The sequence below is a fragment of the Paenibacillus cisolokensis genome (genome assembly GCF_018403665.1).
GTDB lineage: Bacteria > Bacillota > Bacilli > Paenibacillales > Paenibacillaceae > Paenibacillus_AH > Paenibacillus_AH cisolokensis.
On sequence record NZ_BOVJ01000126.1, the window covers coordinates 1 to 14,026 of the forward strand.

Below are 14,026 nucleotides of genomic sequence, written 5' to 3' on the forward strand. Positions count from 1 at the left end.
GAACTTTCTCAACAGCCTGAAAAATGCAGTTTTTCGGGCGGAAAATGGCCAAAACGCAAAAATTGCTGCAATTGTGCAGTATTTTTCCATTTGAGGCTAAATCAGCAAAAATCGTATAAAAATTCCTGTATTTTCGCAGGATTTGGCTCAAACGTCGTCAATTCGGGCCAAAAATCCTGCACTTTTGCAGTTTTCGGTAAAGCGTCTTAGCCGGAAGGCATACTGTGGCGATGGCCGGGGAACTTCGTCGTCCTCGTCTAAGCGCGAGAAAATCAGGCCCGCCGCCATCCGCGACGGACCCTTAGGTTGCGGATCGCCCGGCCGCCCCCCGGCAGGGACGGCTCAGGTTAATACCGCGTTTCGATATGAAGCCGGTCTTTCACTTGGAGATGAATGACGGGGTATGTTTATTCATAGGTAGTGATTATATGTTTATGCTCCCAGTCGGAATCGGTTCGCCTTATCCCGTTTCTTTGTCAACGTAGAGATCATATTCCGTAATGGGAGCTTTCTTCCCTAACAATTCCCTTTTGATTTCGTGAACGTCTGTTCCTTTCTTTATCTAGAACCGCACAACATCTACGTCTTCTCATCTGAATATGTTGCCCGACTTCTCATCGCTATGCGCGCCGTTCTTCTTTTTTGGGCCAGATCGTATAGCTGAAGCTGATGATGAAATCGATGGCCAGCACAACCGTCCAGATCCGCGCCTGGGCGAGAAGCGTGCCGGTCTGCTCCGGATTTCCGACAAGCAGTATCATGCCCATCATCAGCGCCGTGCCGATCGCCCAGGCGAGCAGATGGCGGTACCAGCCCGCACGCTCCGCGCGCGCCCGTTCGCTTCCGTATCTGCTTGCTTTCCGCGGCTTCTCTCCTCCCGCAAAGCGGTAGGCGAACCGCTCGTCCGCCCAGCGGATCATCCGGTGTCCGAACGCGACCGTCACCCCGATATAAACGGCCGCCAGCCCGTGAAACACGCCCGCTTCCGCTCCGTTCTTCATATCGATGACGGTAAACGCAAGCAGAAACAGATCGACTAGCGGCGTGAGCAGCAGCAAAATTCCGCCCAGCCTGGGCCGCCGCATCATATATCTGGCGAATAAGCCCGCCAGCACCAATACCCAGAATCCGATTTCACAAGCGACAATCAACCAGCCGATCATGCGTCCACCCCTTATTTAGCACAATGTATTAAATAAAATCACGGTTCATTGTACCGCAATCTTTTCCGGAAAGCAACGGATTTTTCGTCTTTAACGAACAATAAAAAACCTCCGTACCGTTTGCGGCAACCGGTTCCGGAGGTTTTCGGCTGGACAGCCGGTATAAATCATTCGTTACGTTTCGTCGGACGGATCGTCCTCTTCGCTTTCAAGATTGCGTACCATTCGCTCGAAAAAACCGATCAACTCTGTCATTTCCTCGATCGACATGTCTCGAAAGAGGCGGTTCATCAGTTGAATCCGTTTTTTGTATATAAAGGAGACAAGCTCCCGTCCCGCATCCGTTATATCCAACAGGACGACGCGGCGGTCGGCTTCTCCGCGCTCGCGTTTGACCAAGCCCAGCTCGATCAGGCGATCGGCAACGCCGGTTACCGCTCCGTTCGTAATGTTGAGCGTTTCCGCGATCGCCGTTACTTTCTGCGGTCCGCCTTCGGCCAGCAGAAGCAGCAGACGCCCCTGGGAAAATCCGAGCCCGAGCTCGTTATGCTTGTTCCATTCCGCCTGAATGAGCCGTCTCACCCTTCGAAACGCTTCATCCAGCCTGACTCTGATCGCATCCGCCTCTTCGGCGTTCGGTCGTCTGTCGTTCATGCCCTCACTCCATCAGTCATCCATCGCGCCCCCGGTTACGATAATGCGTTTCTGTCGCTAAAAGTATACCGTTGAACGGGCGGACGGTCAATCTGAAAGGGTTGCGGCTGTTATGGCCTGGCCCAGGCAAGCACTGGAGAGGCTTTTCAAGCGTCTGCTTGTTGTTGGCGTTTTTCAAAGCGTCTCCATAAGGCTTTCGCACTATTCGATATACAGGCGCTCGTAACGGATGCCGAATTCGACGTTATCGAAAAAACAGCTTCGCCCATAAACGAGTTTTCCGTAAATTAGCTTCTTTTTAAGGCTTAATTAAATCAATCGACCGCTTCACAAATAAGAAAACCCCAATCCCATAAGGATCGGGGTGAGCCTGAAAAACATTTCGTTCGTATTCCAATCCGGTACCTGCCTCGCCCTCAGGCCGTCCACATGGAAGTCAACGCCGACGCCGCAAATTGAATGCGCGATTCCAGACGGAACAGGGCGAGATGGAGAGGCTTCGTATCGAAGCCGTACCGGAACAGCTTCTCGGCCTCGACGAAGCGCGCCTGCTCCGTATCCGTTCCCATGACGACGGCAATGAGCCGTCGGCCGTTCTGCTTGACCGTACCGGTGAAGCAGTACCCCGCCCGTTCGGTATACCCGGTCTTCAATCCGTCGTTGCCCGGATATGCGTAGGGCATGCCGGGCAGCATCTGGTTGGTCGAGGCCAGCTTCACCGGCAAGCTCGTCAGCGTAATGGCATTGCGCCGCGAAATATCCAGAATTTCCGGGTAGGCAAGCAGCAAATAACGGGCCAGCCTGGCCGTATCCCGGGCGGTCAGCAGCGTCTCCTCGTCGGCGGCCGCTTCCGCAAATCCGGCCAGATCGGACGGGCTCAAGCCGGTCGCATTGCCGAAGCGGGCCTCGGCGGACAGGCCGATCTCCTTCGCCCGCTCGTTCATCAGGCGGACAAATTCCCGCTCCGACCCGGCGATATGCTCGGCAAGAGCGACCGCCGCATCGTTGGCGGAATGGACGGCCATCGCTTCGAACAGCTCGCGGACCGTCAGCGTCTCGCCGGCTCCGAACCCGATTTGCGCGCCGGTTACCGCCGCGGCGTACGGGCTTGCCGTCACCTTGTCGCCCCATTGAAGCTCGCCCTTGCGCACCTGATCGAAGACGATGATCTCCGTCATCATCTTGGACATGCTGGCCGGCGGAAGAAGCTCGTCCGCCCGGCGTTCGAACAGCACATTTCCCGTTGCCGCATCCATCAGCAAAGCCGATTTGGCCGTTATTTCCGGCACATTGCCCCGTCTGCCTTCGAGGGATGCCGTCATCACGAACAATCCGGCCGCCATGGCCGCCGCCAATACTAACAACCACTTTTTCATCCTGATATCCTCCCGCAGCCATCCGTACTTTTTCGACTACGTTTATCGTACTAGGGACGGTTTAAGGAGAATTGAAGCAAATCATAAAATTTCCTTAAGATTTTCAAACATCGCCGGCGCCCGGTCAGCGGTCGTTCTCCAGCAGCTCGATAATTACCTTCAGTTCGCGGCTCGAGTCCAGATAGGCATACCGTCCGCCGGTATATTCGCCCTTCTGCAGCAGCGGCATGCCGCGGCCTTCCATCAGCGAAATTTTTTCCTTCATCCCGTCGACGACGAACGCGATATGGTGTGGCCCTTCGCCGTACTTGTCCAGATGCTCGCGCCAGGTGCTCGGATTGCGGTCCGGTTCGATCAGCTCCAACTGCAGCGAGCCCATATCGAAGAACGCAAGCTTCGCCCGGGCTTCAGACCGTTCGCCGCGATACTCCGTCCGGGCGATGTCGGGCGCATCGGTGACGATGATCTGCGGCTTCTCCACTCCGAAAACTCGGCGTAAGCCTGGCCCGTCTTCTCGATGTCGTGCACCAGAATACCGATTTGCGTAATCGTCTTCGTACCCAGCAGAGACGTTTTCATCGTGCCGTCTTCCCCTCTCCCGCGGCCTAGGCCGCAAATTCATTTTTGCCGGCTTGCTGCGATGCGGGAACCGCCTGCTCCGTCTGCCGCTCCTCGCGCGGAGCCAGCGGCAGACGAACCTGGAACGCCGTTCTCGTGCTGTCGCTCGCGACGCCGATTGCGCCGCCATGCTTCTCGACGATCTCTTTGGCGATGGCGAGCCCGAGCCCCGAGCCGCCGCCCGAATCGGCGCGCGAAGTACGCGATTTGTCCCCGCGGTAGAAGCGGTCGAAAATGTTCGGCAGATCGACCGCCGGTATCGGCTCGCCGTAATTGACAATTTCGACAACCGCATACGGTTCTTCCTTCTTCAGGAAAACATCCACGCGTTTCCCGTCGCGGCCGTACGCAATCGCGTTGGCCAGCAAATTTTCGAACACGCGCACGAGCTTGACCGCGTCCCCTTGGACCGTCACGACTTTATCCACCGCATGCAAATGACCGGTCATGCCGGCCTCCTTCAGCGGCACGTGATACTGCACGAGCAGCTCTCCGAGCATCTCGGTCAAATTAAGCGGATCGCGGCGAATCGGCACCGCATCGTTGCGCATCCGGGTATACTCGAACAGATCGTTGATGAGCACATTGAGCCGTTTCGACTTCTCATACGCGATCTGGACGTAATGGCGCAGCTCGATCTCGTCGCGATAGCGGTCCTGCTCGATCAGTCCGAGATAGCCGAGCACCGATGTCAGCGGCGTCCTCAAATCGTGGGACACGTTCGTAATCAGCTCGTTTTTCGTCTGCTCGGCCCGCCGTTCGTCGTCGAGCGACTTTTTCAACTGGGTGACCAGCCAGTTCGTGTTCGCCGCCAATTGCCCGAGCTCATTGTTTTGCTTGACCGGAATCTGATAGTCGAAATGGCCTTCGGCGATATGGCTGACGGCGCGGCCGATCTGGCTGAAATAGCGGAAATGGCGCCATTGCAGCAGCAGCAAATACATCACGAACAGCATAATCCAGAGAACGATGAACAGCAGCTGATCGCTGAACATGAACATGATGCTTCTTGCGATTTCCCGCAGCGGGCGAAGCAGCGTAAACGTCATTGTCGCCCAATCTCCGAAGACGAAGAGAAAAAACTCGGTAACGATGGCAAGTACGGCGCTGAGCACCAAATGCAGCAGCAGCCGCGCCATCATGCGGACCGTCACTCTATCCATCGATTTTGTAGCCGACCCCCCAGACGGTCACGATAAGCTTGTCGCCCAGCTCCTGCTCCAGCTTGTCCCGCAGCTTGCTGATGTGAACCATCACCGTATTGTTCGATTCAAAATATTTTTCTTTCCATACTTGCTGAAAGATATCCTCGGCGCTGAACACGCGGCCCGGATGGCTCGCCAAAAGATGCAGAATGCCGAATTCGGTCGACGTCAGATGAAGCGGTCTCCCGTGAGCCTCAGCCGTATGGGTCGCCTTGTCGATGCGCAGCGCCCCGATCCGGATCGACGAATCTTCCGAGGCCGACGCTGCCGGCTGGCTGTACTGATACGTGCGCCGCAGCAGTGAACGGATGCGGGCAATCAGCTCCAGCGGATTAAACGGCTTGACCATATAATCGTCGGCTCCGGTCATCAGCCCCATTATTTTGTCCATGTCTTCCGCTTTGGCGCTCAGCATCAAAATCGGGACCATTTGCGTGCGGCGCAGCCTTCTGCATACTTCCAGCCCGTCCAGCTTCGGCATCATAATGTCGAGCACGACAAGATGAAACGTCTCCCGCTCGAACAGCTCAAGCGCCTGTTCCCCGTCATGGGCCAGACGCGTTTCAAACCCTTCGTTGCGCAAATAGATTTCGATCAGTTCCGCAATTTCCCGTTCGTCGTCCACAATTAAAACGCGATGATTCATGCCGTCACTCCTTAACCTCACGCAGGCGGAACTAACATTCCCGCATGCCGCCTGTTCACTCGCTTTAACGATGCCTTGTTGAAAAAAGTTTTATCTGTTCCATCTTACCGCATAGCTGAAAAAACCGCACCCCGTACGGGATGCGGTCCGTGGACGGACTGCGGTTTCGGCGCTGATTGCGATATATGCTGACGCTGTAGCGAGTGAACGACGCGGTTCAGGCTCTGCCCTGTCTCAGCGCTTCGCCGCGTCCGTTCGGCAGGCGATCCGCCTGTATCGGGATGACGACGTCATCGACTTTCAGAACGGTTCTGGCCGGAGCGGCCAGCCTCCCGCCAACTGCCCGCCCCGCCGTCTTCGGCGGCGCCCCCAGGCCTTAGCCGTAGTAGTCAACCGCCGATGGATGTGATAGACTTGTTCTTATGGACATTCATTTCAGGAGGAACGAACATGGCGTCTAAAAAATGCGTTCGGATATGATCAAAAAAGGTTTCGACCGCGCGCCTCACCGCAGTCTGCTGCGCGCAGCCGGCGTCAAGGAAGAAGATTTCAATAAGCCGTTCATCGCGGTTTGCAACTCGTATATCGATATTATTCCCGGTCATGTTCATTTGCAGGAGTTCGGCAAACTGGTCAAGGAAGCGATTCGCGAAGCGGGCGGCGTCCCGTTCGAATTCAATACGATCGGCGTCGACGACGGCATCGCGATGGGCCATATCGGCATGCGCTACTCGCTGGCCAGCCGCGAAATTATCGCCGATTCGGTCGAAACGGTCGTCAATGCGCACTGGTTCGACGGGATGGTCTGCATCCCGAACTGCGATAAAATTACGCCGGGCATGATGATGGGCGCGCTGCGCGTCAATATCCCGACCATCTTCGTCAGCGGCGGCCCGATGAAGGCGGGCAAAACGTCCGACGGCCGCTCGATCTCGCTGTCGAGCGTATTCGAGGGCGTCGGCGCGTATCAGGCGGGCAAAATCGACGAAAAAGGGCTGCAGGAGCTGGAGCAATACGGCTGTCCGACATGCGGTTCCTGTTCGGGCATGTTCACAGCCAACTCGATGAACTGCCTCGCCGAAGGACTCGGACTCGCGCTCCCCGGCAACGGCACCATTCTCGCCGTCGATCCGGAGCGCCGCGAGTTCGTCAAACGTTCGGCCCGCCAGCTGATGAAGCTGATCGAGATGGACATCAAGCCGCGCGACATCGTGACGAAAGAAGCGATCGACAATGCGTTCGCGCTCGACATGGCGATGGGCGGCTCGACCAATACGGTGCTCCATACGCTCGCGCTGGCGCATGAAGCGGGCATCGATTACCCGATCGAGCGCATCAACGAAGTGGCGTCGCGCGTTCCGCATCTGGCCAAGATCGCTCCGGCGTCGGAGTATCATATCGAGGACGTGCATCGCGCCGGAGGCGTCAGCGCCATTCTGAACGAGCTGTTCAAGAAGGAGGGCGCGCTTCACGGCGAATGCATTACGGTGACCGGCAAAACGCTGCGCGAGAACGTAGCCGGCCACGAGATCACGAATCACGACGTCATCCGTCCGATCGACAACCCGCACAGCGAGCGCGGCGGACTCGCCGTTCTGTTCGGCAATCTGGCGCCGAACGGCGCGATCATCAAGGTCGGCGCGGTCGATCCTTCGGTCGGCGGCTATATGAAAGGCGAAGCGATCTGCTTCGATTCGCAGGACGAGGCGCTGGCCGGCATCGCGAGCGGCAAAATCAAGGAAGGCCACGTCGTCATTATCCGTTACGAAGGCCCCAAAGGCGGCCCCGGCATGCCGGAGATGCTCGCGCCGACATCGCAGATCGTCGGCATGGGTCTTGGCGCCAAGGTCGGACTCGTCACCGACGGCCGGTTCTCCGGCGCATCGCGCGGCATCAGCATCGGGCACGTTTCGCCGGAAGCGGCCGAGGGCGGTCCGATCGCTTTCGTCAAGGACGGCGATCTGATCGAGCTTGATCTGAACAACCGGACGATGAACGTGCTGATCGACGATGCGGAGATGGAAGCGCGCCGCGCCGCATGGAAAGGGTTCGAGCCGAAGGTGAAGAAAGGCTACCTGGCCCGTTATTCGCATCTCGTCACCTCGGCCAGCACCGGCGGTGTCATGAAAATTTAATCAAGACGAATACGACAATAAAAGAACGTCCGGATCATGTCCGGACGTTCTTTTATTGTACGCCTTCCGCATCGCGAGACGCAGTTAAAGGTTTCGGCCGAATAAGGAGGGCTGCTCAGATGGCCGACGGCGAATTGACGACGGTCGGCGCATCGCCCATCGCTTCATCCGAAGCTTGCAGCTTGTCGGGAGCGGCCTGCGTGTTCGCCGAGGAGTCCCCTCCGCGTTCGCGGCCGGTCATCTGTCTGACCCGGTCCATCGTCATGACGAGCATGTGCGGATTGATCGCTTCGCTGCCCCGTTCTTTCTTCCGGTTTCCTTTCTTCTTCGGGGTCAGTACGCGCATCAGCAGCCGGAGATAGAGGCGCGTCATGCGATCAAACCATCCTTTCTCCAGCTTGACGATCTGAAACCCGAACCGGTCCGCCCCCCGGTGAATCATCGTCACGCCGACCATCGCACGGGCGTTTTCGGCTTCGGGATCGGCGGCGATTTGCGACAGCAGCTGCGGAATGGCCTTTTCCATTTCGCGCAGCAGCCGGATCGCCGTATGCACCGGCGGACCGCCATGCGATGCGATATTTTGCAGCATCCGGTTGTCAAAGTGGATCTCGACAATCGTATCGCCTTTCTTCAATTGCCGACCTTCGCCCATATCGACATGCTGTCCGGCGTAGGTCCGCACCCGGTAATGGAAAGTCGGATTTTCCCCGCCGACGGGCTTCAGCCGGAACACGGCGTGGAACGCCTTCTCGTACAGCAGCCAGAGCGCGACGATGAGCCGCTTGAACGGCCCCAATTCCCTCGCCTTGTTCTCGTCCGTAAGACGGATCATTTCATCGATCGCGACAAAGCGGTAGCCTCGCCGCGTGCCTTCCTCCAAATACCGCTCCAGCGCAATCAGCATATTTTGCGGCGCGTCGGCATCCGCTCCGAACGTATGCCCGCAGTCGTGCAGCAGCAGCACCTCGCCGGGCGCCAGCTTGCGCATCATCCGCTTCGTCAGCCTGTCCGCGCCAAGCCGGATGCGCCAATCGCCAAACATCGCCGACCATAAAATAATTTGCAAATAGCCGAGATTGGAAAAATCGAACAGATTGACGATGCCCCACGGCGGCCGGTAATAGGCCGGGCGTTCTCCCGTCGCCTTCTTGACGATATCGGAGGTGCGGTGAATTTGCTTTCTGACGGATTTGGGACGCATCAGCCAATTCGTTTTATGAACGTAATTATGAATGCCGATTATGTGCCCTTCCCGATGCATCCGCTCAAGAATTTCCGGATTCTGTTCGGCGTGAACGCCGACGACGAAGAACGTCGCTTTGGCGTTGTATCGCTTCAACAGATCGAGCAATCGCGGCGTGTAAACGGGGTCGGGTCCGTCGTCGAAAGTCAGCGCGATTTCGCGTTCGACCCGCCCTTTCTTGAAAACGCGAAAACCGAACGTGCGGCTGACCAATCCCGGGAGAAAAGCGTAGAACGTCAATATGTAGAATCCCCACAACAGTAAATTCTCCATTGTCTTTTCCCCACCATATCGTATCGATTGCGAAGTCCGCCTGTCACGGCGGATCGCATGCACCACCATACAATTGTAACATACAGCCGTTAAAAACGGGAGAATTCGAGCATGAAAAGTCGACAAGCCTATAGGCATCGTCTTATAACTATAGTACAATCAATATTAATTTATGTTATATCTGTCAAAAAGGAGTACATCGATGCTCAATTTCTACCAGAAATACTGGCGAACCGCCTTCGACATTGCGCTGATTGCGCTCACGGTCTTTTTGATCATGTTCGTCTTCAGTTATTTGTACAAAATCGCGGCGCCTGTCTTTCTCTCCTTTCTGATCTACCTGTTTATCGAGCCGCCCGCACGGTGGCTCGCCAAGCTCGGACTTAGCAAAAGCATTGCGGCAGGCATATCGGTTCTGTTGTTTACGATCGTCATTCTCGGCCTGTTTTTCGGAGCCGGATATATGGTCGTCAGCCAGATTAACGGCCTCGTTGCCAACTTGCCCGAGTATCAGCGGTTTCTGAGCGAGCAAATCGCGAGCAATTCCGCTTATCTGCAGGAGAAGCTCGGAACGCTCCCGCCCGAGGCGCTGAATCAGATCAATGACTTCCTCGACCAGGCGACCAAATGGGGACAAAACGTGGCAACCGATTTTCTTCATCGGCTCGGAGGCTATCTGTCGTCCGTATCGACGTTCGTGTTCAACTTTGCGCTCGGCATCGTGCTCGCCTACTTTCTCAGCATCGAGATCAACAGCTGGAAGAAGCTGGCCAGCGAAAAGACGCCGCGCACGTTCAAAACGCGTTTTTCTTTTTGCGGGACAACGTGTTTCGCGGTATCGGCGCGTACCTGAAGGCGCAGTTCAAGCTGATCAGCATTACGTTCATCGTCGTCTTCGCCGCGCTCATGCTGCTTGGCGTCAAAAATGCGCTGTCGATTTCGCTGCTTGCCGCCGTCTTCGATATTTTGCCTCTGCTTGGCGTCGGGACGATCTTCGTACCATGGATCATCTATCTGTTCATCGTCGGCGACGTTTCGCTCGCCATCTGGCTGACGGCGCTGTTCCTCGTCGTCGTGCTGACGCGGCAAATTCTGGAGCCGAAAATTACAGGCGATACGCTCGGCGTATCGGCTTTCACGATGCTCGTCATCATGGTCGTCTCGCTGTCGCTGTTCGGCGTAGCCGGCGTCATTCTGTCGCCGATTCTGACGATACTGCTCAAGGCGCTGTACGACCAGGGCTACCTGCGGCGCTGGATCCGGCTGCCGCAGGGCGAATACGATACCGTCCAGCAGGAACCGCCGCCGAACGCGAACTGAAACGGCGGCAGGCCGGGAAGGCATCCCGCGAAGCTTCGCTTTAGCGGGACGCCTTCCCGGCCTTTTCGTGCGCGGCGATGACATCCATCACGCCGCGGAACAAGGCGGTCGCCCGATTGGCCGAATCGGGCGGCCGATTCGCCGCGAGCACGGCGACAGCGTAGCGCGGCGATTGCACCGGGCCGTAGCCCGCAAACCATTGATGGTTGCGGGCTGCGGCCGCGCTTGTCTCGGCGGTGCCGGATTTGCCGGCCACCGCCCATGTGCCTTCGCGGATCGACTGCCCGGTGCCCCGGGCGACGACCGCTTCCATGCCGCGCAGCAGCGCCCCGGTTACGGCCGGCGATACCCGGCCGTAACGGGAAGCGCCTTCGCGCGGCGCAAGCGCGGCCATCCGCTGGCCGTTGGCATAGCGGATCTCCGATACGAGGCGCGGCTCCATGACGCGCCCGCCGTTCAGCAGCGTGACGACCAGATTCGCCGCCTGCAGCGGCGTCACCCGCACGTCACGCTGACCGATCCCCGTCTGGACGAGCAATCCGCCGTCCCGGACGGAAGGGACTCGCCCGCCCGCAAATACCGTTCCCGCCTCCTCTTCCTCCAGCAGCCGCAGCGCCCCCAGCGGGCCGGACGCTTCTTCCCGGCTCCAGCCGATCTGGCGGCCGATGCCCAGTCTATCGGCCGTTTGGTTGATTTGGGCGGCCGTCAGCCGCTCGGCCAGCGTCGCAAATACGATGTTGCACGACTGGGCCAGCCCCTCCCGCAGCGTCAGCAGGCCATGTCCGCCGGGCTTCCAGCAGGACAGGCCGTACTTCCCGTATTCCCCGTCGCATTCGAACTGCTCGTGATTTTCGTCCGCGACGCCGTATTCGAGCGCCGCCGCCGCCGTCACCAGCTTGAACACGGAGCCGGGCTCGACCGCGCGAATCGCGTGATTGGCCAGCTCCGGTCCGGCCGGATCATCCAGCCGCCAAGGATCGAACGACGGGCGCGACACCATCGCCAGCACATCCGCATTGGCGGCGTCCAGCACGACGATCGCCCCTTCGCGCAGGCCGTTCGCATCGGCGTACGCCTCGAGCGCGTTCTGCAGCTTCAGATCCAGCGTCGTGACGACGCGCAGCGGATAATACGGATTGTCCGATTGCGACACTCTTATCCCGAGCCCCCGCAGCGGCCGATCCGTCCCGTCGATAAAATACGATACCGACGTTGCGCCCGTGCCCCGCAGCAGCCGGTCGAGCGACCGCTCCAGCCCGCCGCCGCCGACCGTATCCGTCAGTTTCACCGTCCCTTTGGCCAGCTCTTTCGCGTAAACTTCCCGCACGAGCTCGGGATGCTGGCTAATATAACCGATCGCATGCTTGGCCGGGAACGAAGCCGGATACCGGTTCCGGTAAGGAAGCACCCGCACGCCGCCCAGTGTCAGCCCGGACAGCCGGCGGATCTGCTCCTCGCTCAGCGGATAGGGCACTTCCTCTCCTTCCCGACGCCAGAACTTCGCTTCCCGCAATCCGTCAAGCTCGCGCCGCAGAGCGGCCGGCTCCACCCCCAGGATATCGGCCAGGACGGCCATGTCCCGCTCATTCCCGCGCGCGGCAGGACGTATCGGGAAAAGCGCGAGCGCCTGATACGTCTCGCCCGTGATCGCCCTGCCGTACCGGTCGACGAAATCGCCCCGGCCCGTGTCGAGCACAAGCCTGCGCTGATGCTGCGCGACGGCCCCTCGCTTCCAGTCTTCGGCCGCCCGGATGCCGGCCGCGGGAGAAACCAGCTGCAGCCAGGCAAGCCGCACGACGCTGCCGAACAGCAGCAATGCCAGCAGCAGCGCCGCCAGCCCCATTCTTCTTTTCACGTCAAATCCCCTCGTCAATCGCACGCGACCGACTTTCCCCAATTCCCGTCCGTTTCCCGCTCCTGAAACGCAAAATTCCGATAATGTCCATTATCGCCAAATCGTAAACGGCTTATTACTTTCCGCCGACTAGATAAATTCCCCCACCGGAACCGGCAGAGGAATGAGAGAAGCTACCGTAAGGCAGCGGTATTTATTTTCAGCTTGTTTTTTGAGCTGGCCAAAAGTTCATTTTGGAACTCATTCAAGTTCGTGATGCCGTTGATTTTACCTTCGGCTATATGGCTAGCCAGTTTTGCGATCAACAGCGATTCTTCATAATGATTTCGCACCAGATCGCTGTTCCAAAATTCGTCTTCGGTCATTCCGGTAATCCGAATCCGATTTTTCATAAGTTCTTTTACGAAATCACTGTCCGAATCGGCATTTTTCAAGGATTCCCGCTCGAATCGGACAACCTCGTCGATTTCTTGCGGCGATACTTTAAAACCCAGCTTTTTGGCATATTGAACCGCCAGTTCTTTCTTTATCATTTCGTCAATAATCTGAATGTCGGTCAACATCGGACCTTTTTGCAGGCTGTGAATCACTTCCAGGTTCTTCTTGTAGAAAATGAAACGTTCGGCATCAATCCGGATTCCTTCGCCTTCAACCAATAGAGGTGCGTCCGTTTCGGTCTTTTGCTCGTTCAAGCTTGCTTGTATGGCGTCGAAGCCGGCCTTAATTTTGTCTGCAAGAGATGGCGAAACAGAGGATTGGGAATAAATAACAGACGCGCTCCCTACCAATACGCCCAGTCCGATCATGATAGGCAGGAATTTCTTCTTCATTGAACCCTCCCCTTTTTTATCGCCCTATGTAAACCTGTCTTTGACGCCACGGCCGTCAAAACAAGGAAGCAAGGTTTGGCGTAACGACTCCGTCATTTGCGATACGAACAAAATACGACGAATCAAGGGTAGATCGATCGCATGACGAATTCGATCGCATGACGAATTCAATCGCATGGCGAATTCAATCGCATGGCGAACTCAATCGCATTGACTAACGACCGTTAATCAGGACAAATTTCAGGAATTTTCGAAAAATTTAACGGGCGACTGATAGCGGACAAAGACCGCAATTTAATGAATTATACGTCGGGTCCGGGTTTTGGTTTCGGCCGGGCGGGCAAAAGATCATCAGGGAAAGCCGGCGCTGACGGCCGCCGGGGCTTGCAAGCAAGAATAACGGCTCCGTCGTCAGAGAACGATACGGTTTCGCTATAAATGCTTAAACAAGGATGGCGGCCAGGCTCTATTCGCCCTCGCCTACCCGACCATTGGGCGACTAATTGCGAAGCTCCAGGACCTTATTCGCTCACGCCGCCCCCGCCGGGCGCCTCACTGCGAAGCTCCAGAACCATATTCGCTCGCTCCACCCCCGCTATGAACTGCCACCAGTCCCGAAATGGCTTGCTTTACTCCGGCTCCGCGGCAGCTGGCATACGGAAGATGAGACAATAGAGGAAAATGCTGCAAAAGTGCAGTATTTTC

At 57.3% G+C, this 14,026-nt stretch carries 12 protein-coding genes and 1 pseudogene; 3 read left to right on the forward strand and 10 right to left on the reverse strand.

Annotated elements, in window-relative coordinates; all coding sequences use genetic code 11:
* Positions 1-460: 460 nt before the first annotated feature.
* The 7 genes and pseudogenes from PACILC2_RS29895 to PACILC2_RS17295 form a co-directional block, all read right to left on the reverse strand.
* Positions 461-562 carry a polymorphic toxin type 33 domain-containing protein gene (locus tag PACILC2_RS29895; protein WP_504739385.1) on the reverse strand — a complete coding sequence of 34 codons (102 nt, stop codon included), beginning with the start codon at positions 560-562 and terminating at the stop codon, positions 461-463.
* 58 nt (positions 563-620) lie between these two features.
* Positions 621-1,163 (reverse strand): hypothetical protein, encoded by a 543-nt coding sequence (locus PACILC2_RS17270; protein WP_213529750.1) that lies wholly within the window; start codon positions 1,161-1,163, stop codon positions 621-623.
* A gap of 174 nt (positions 1,164-1,337) precedes the next feature.
* Positions 1,338-1,817 (reverse strand): MarR family winged helix-turn-helix transcriptional regulator, encoded by a 480-nt coding sequence (locus tag PACILC2_RS17275; RefSeq protein ID WP_062492035.1) that lies wholly within the window; start codon positions 1,815-1,817, stop codon positions 1,338-1,340.
* 416 nt (positions 1,818-2,233) lie between these two features.
* Positions 2,234-3,193: a D-alanyl-D-alanine carboxypeptidase family protein gene (locus PACILC2_RS17280; RefSeq protein ID WP_213529752.1), complete on the reverse strand. Its 960-nt coding sequence runs from the start codon at positions 3,191-3,193 to the stop codon at positions 2,234-2,236.
* A 124-nt stretch (positions 3,194-3,317) separates the two neighbouring features.
* Positions 3,318-3,772, reverse strand: a pseudogene (locus PACILC2_RS17285) (VOC family protein).
* 26 nt (positions 3,773-3,798) lie between these two features.
* Positions 3,799-4,974, reverse strand: coding sequence for a sensor histidine kinase (locus PACILC2_RS17290; protein WP_213529754.1), 1,176 nt, complete (start codon positions 4,972-4,974; stop codon positions 3,799-3,801).
* Positions 4,967-5,662: a response regulator transcription factor gene (locus tag PACILC2_RS17295; RefSeq protein WP_213529757.1), complete on the reverse strand. Its 696-nt coding sequence runs from the start codon at positions 5,660-5,662 to the stop codon at positions 4,967-4,969. Before PACILC2_RS17295 ends, PACILC2_RS17290 begins: the two co-directional genes overlap by 8 nt.
* 464 nt (positions 5,663-6,126) lie before the next feature.
* Here PACILC2_RS17295 and ilvD point away from each other — a divergent pair, with 464 nt between their 5' ends.
* The gene (ilvD, locus tag PACILC2_RS17300; protein WP_213529759.1) at positions 6,127-7,797 is read left to right on the forward strand and encodes a dihydroxy-acid dehydratase; all 1,671 of its coding nucleotides are present in this window, start codon (positions 6,127-6,129) and stop codon (positions 7,795-7,797) included.
* A 115-nt stretch (positions 7,798-7,912) separates the two neighbouring features.
* Here ilvD and PACILC2_RS17305 read toward each other — a convergent pair whose 3' ends face one another.
* Positions 7,913-9,316, reverse strand: a complete 1,404-nt coding sequence (locus PACILC2_RS17305) for a polysaccharide deacetylase family protein (RefSeq protein WP_062492024.1) — start codon at positions 9,314-9,316, stop codon at positions 7,913-7,915.
* Positions 9,317-9,518: 202 nt separating this feature from the next.
* On the opposite strand from PACILC2_RS17305, the gene PACILC2_RS28795 reads away from it, so the two are divergent.
* Positions 9,519-10,169 (forward strand): AI-2E family transporter, encoded by a 651-nt coding sequence (locus PACILC2_RS28795; protein WP_307860621.1) that lies wholly within the window; start codon positions 9,519-9,521, stop codon positions 10,167-10,169.
* On the forward strand, positions 10,142-10,636 hold the full coding sequence (locus tag PACILC2_RS28800) for an AI-2E family transporter (protein ID WP_307860622.1): 495 nt from the start codon (positions 10,142-10,144) through the stop codon (positions 10,634-10,636). Before PACILC2_RS28795 ends, PACILC2_RS28800 begins: the two co-directional genes overlap by 28 nt.
* A 40-nt stretch (positions 10,637-10,676) precedes the next feature.
* On the opposite strand, the gene PACILC2_RS17315 is transcribed toward PACILC2_RS28800, so the two are convergent.
* The gene (locus tag PACILC2_RS17315) at positions 10,677-12,491 is read right to left on the reverse strand and encodes a peptidoglycan D,D-transpeptidase FtsI family protein (RefSeq protein WP_213529761.1); all 1,815 of its coding nucleotides are present in this window, start codon (positions 12,489-12,491) and stop codon (positions 10,677-10,679) included.
* Between the two features lie 173 nt (positions 12,492-12,664).
* Positions 12,665-13,321: a SurA N-terminal domain-containing protein gene (locus PACILC2_RS17320; protein WP_213529763.1), complete on the reverse strand. Its 657-nt coding sequence runs from the start codon at positions 13,319-13,321 to the stop codon at positions 12,665-12,667.
* Positions 13,322-14,026 lie beyond the last annotated feature (705 nt).

Excerpts from the sequence above, each read along its gene's own strand:
- PACILC2_RS17275 (WP_062492035.1), bottom strand. The coding sequence starts at position 1,817 with ATGAACGACAGACGACCGAACGCCGAAGAGGCGGATGCGATCAGAGTC.
- PACILC2_RS17320 (WP_213529763.1), bottom strand. The coding sequence starts at position 13,321 with ATGAAGAAGAAATTCCTGCCTATCATGATCGGACTGGGCGTATTGGTA.
- PACILC2_RS17305 (WP_062492024.1), bottom strand. The coding sequence starts at position 9,316 with ATGGAGAATTTACTGTTGTGGGGATTCTACATATTGACGTTCTACGCT.
- ilvD (WP_213529759.1), top strand. The coding sequence starts at position 6,127 with ATGCGTTCGGATATGATCAAAAAAGGTTTCGACCGCGCGCCTCACCGC.
- PACILC2_RS28795 (WP_307860621.1), top strand. The coding sequence starts at position 9,519 with ATGCTCAATTTCTACCAGAAATACTGGCGAACCGCCTTCGACATTGCG.
- PACILC2_RS17295 (WP_213529757.1), bottom strand. The coding sequence starts at position 5,662 with ATGAATCATCGCGTTTTAATTGTGGACGACGAACGGGAAATTGCGGAA.
- PACILC2_RS17270 (WP_213529750.1), bottom strand. The coding sequence starts at position 1,163 with ATGATCGGCTGGTTGATTGTCGCTTGTGAAATCGGATTCTGGGTATTG.
- PACILC2_RS17280 (WP_213529752.1), bottom strand. The coding sequence starts at position 3,193 with ATGAAAAAGTGGTTGTTAGTATTGGCGGCGGCCATGGCGGCCGGATTG.
- PACILC2_RS17290 (WP_213529754.1), bottom strand. The coding sequence starts at position 4,974 with ATGGATAGAGTGACGGTCCGCATGATGGCGCGGCTGCTGCTGCATTTG.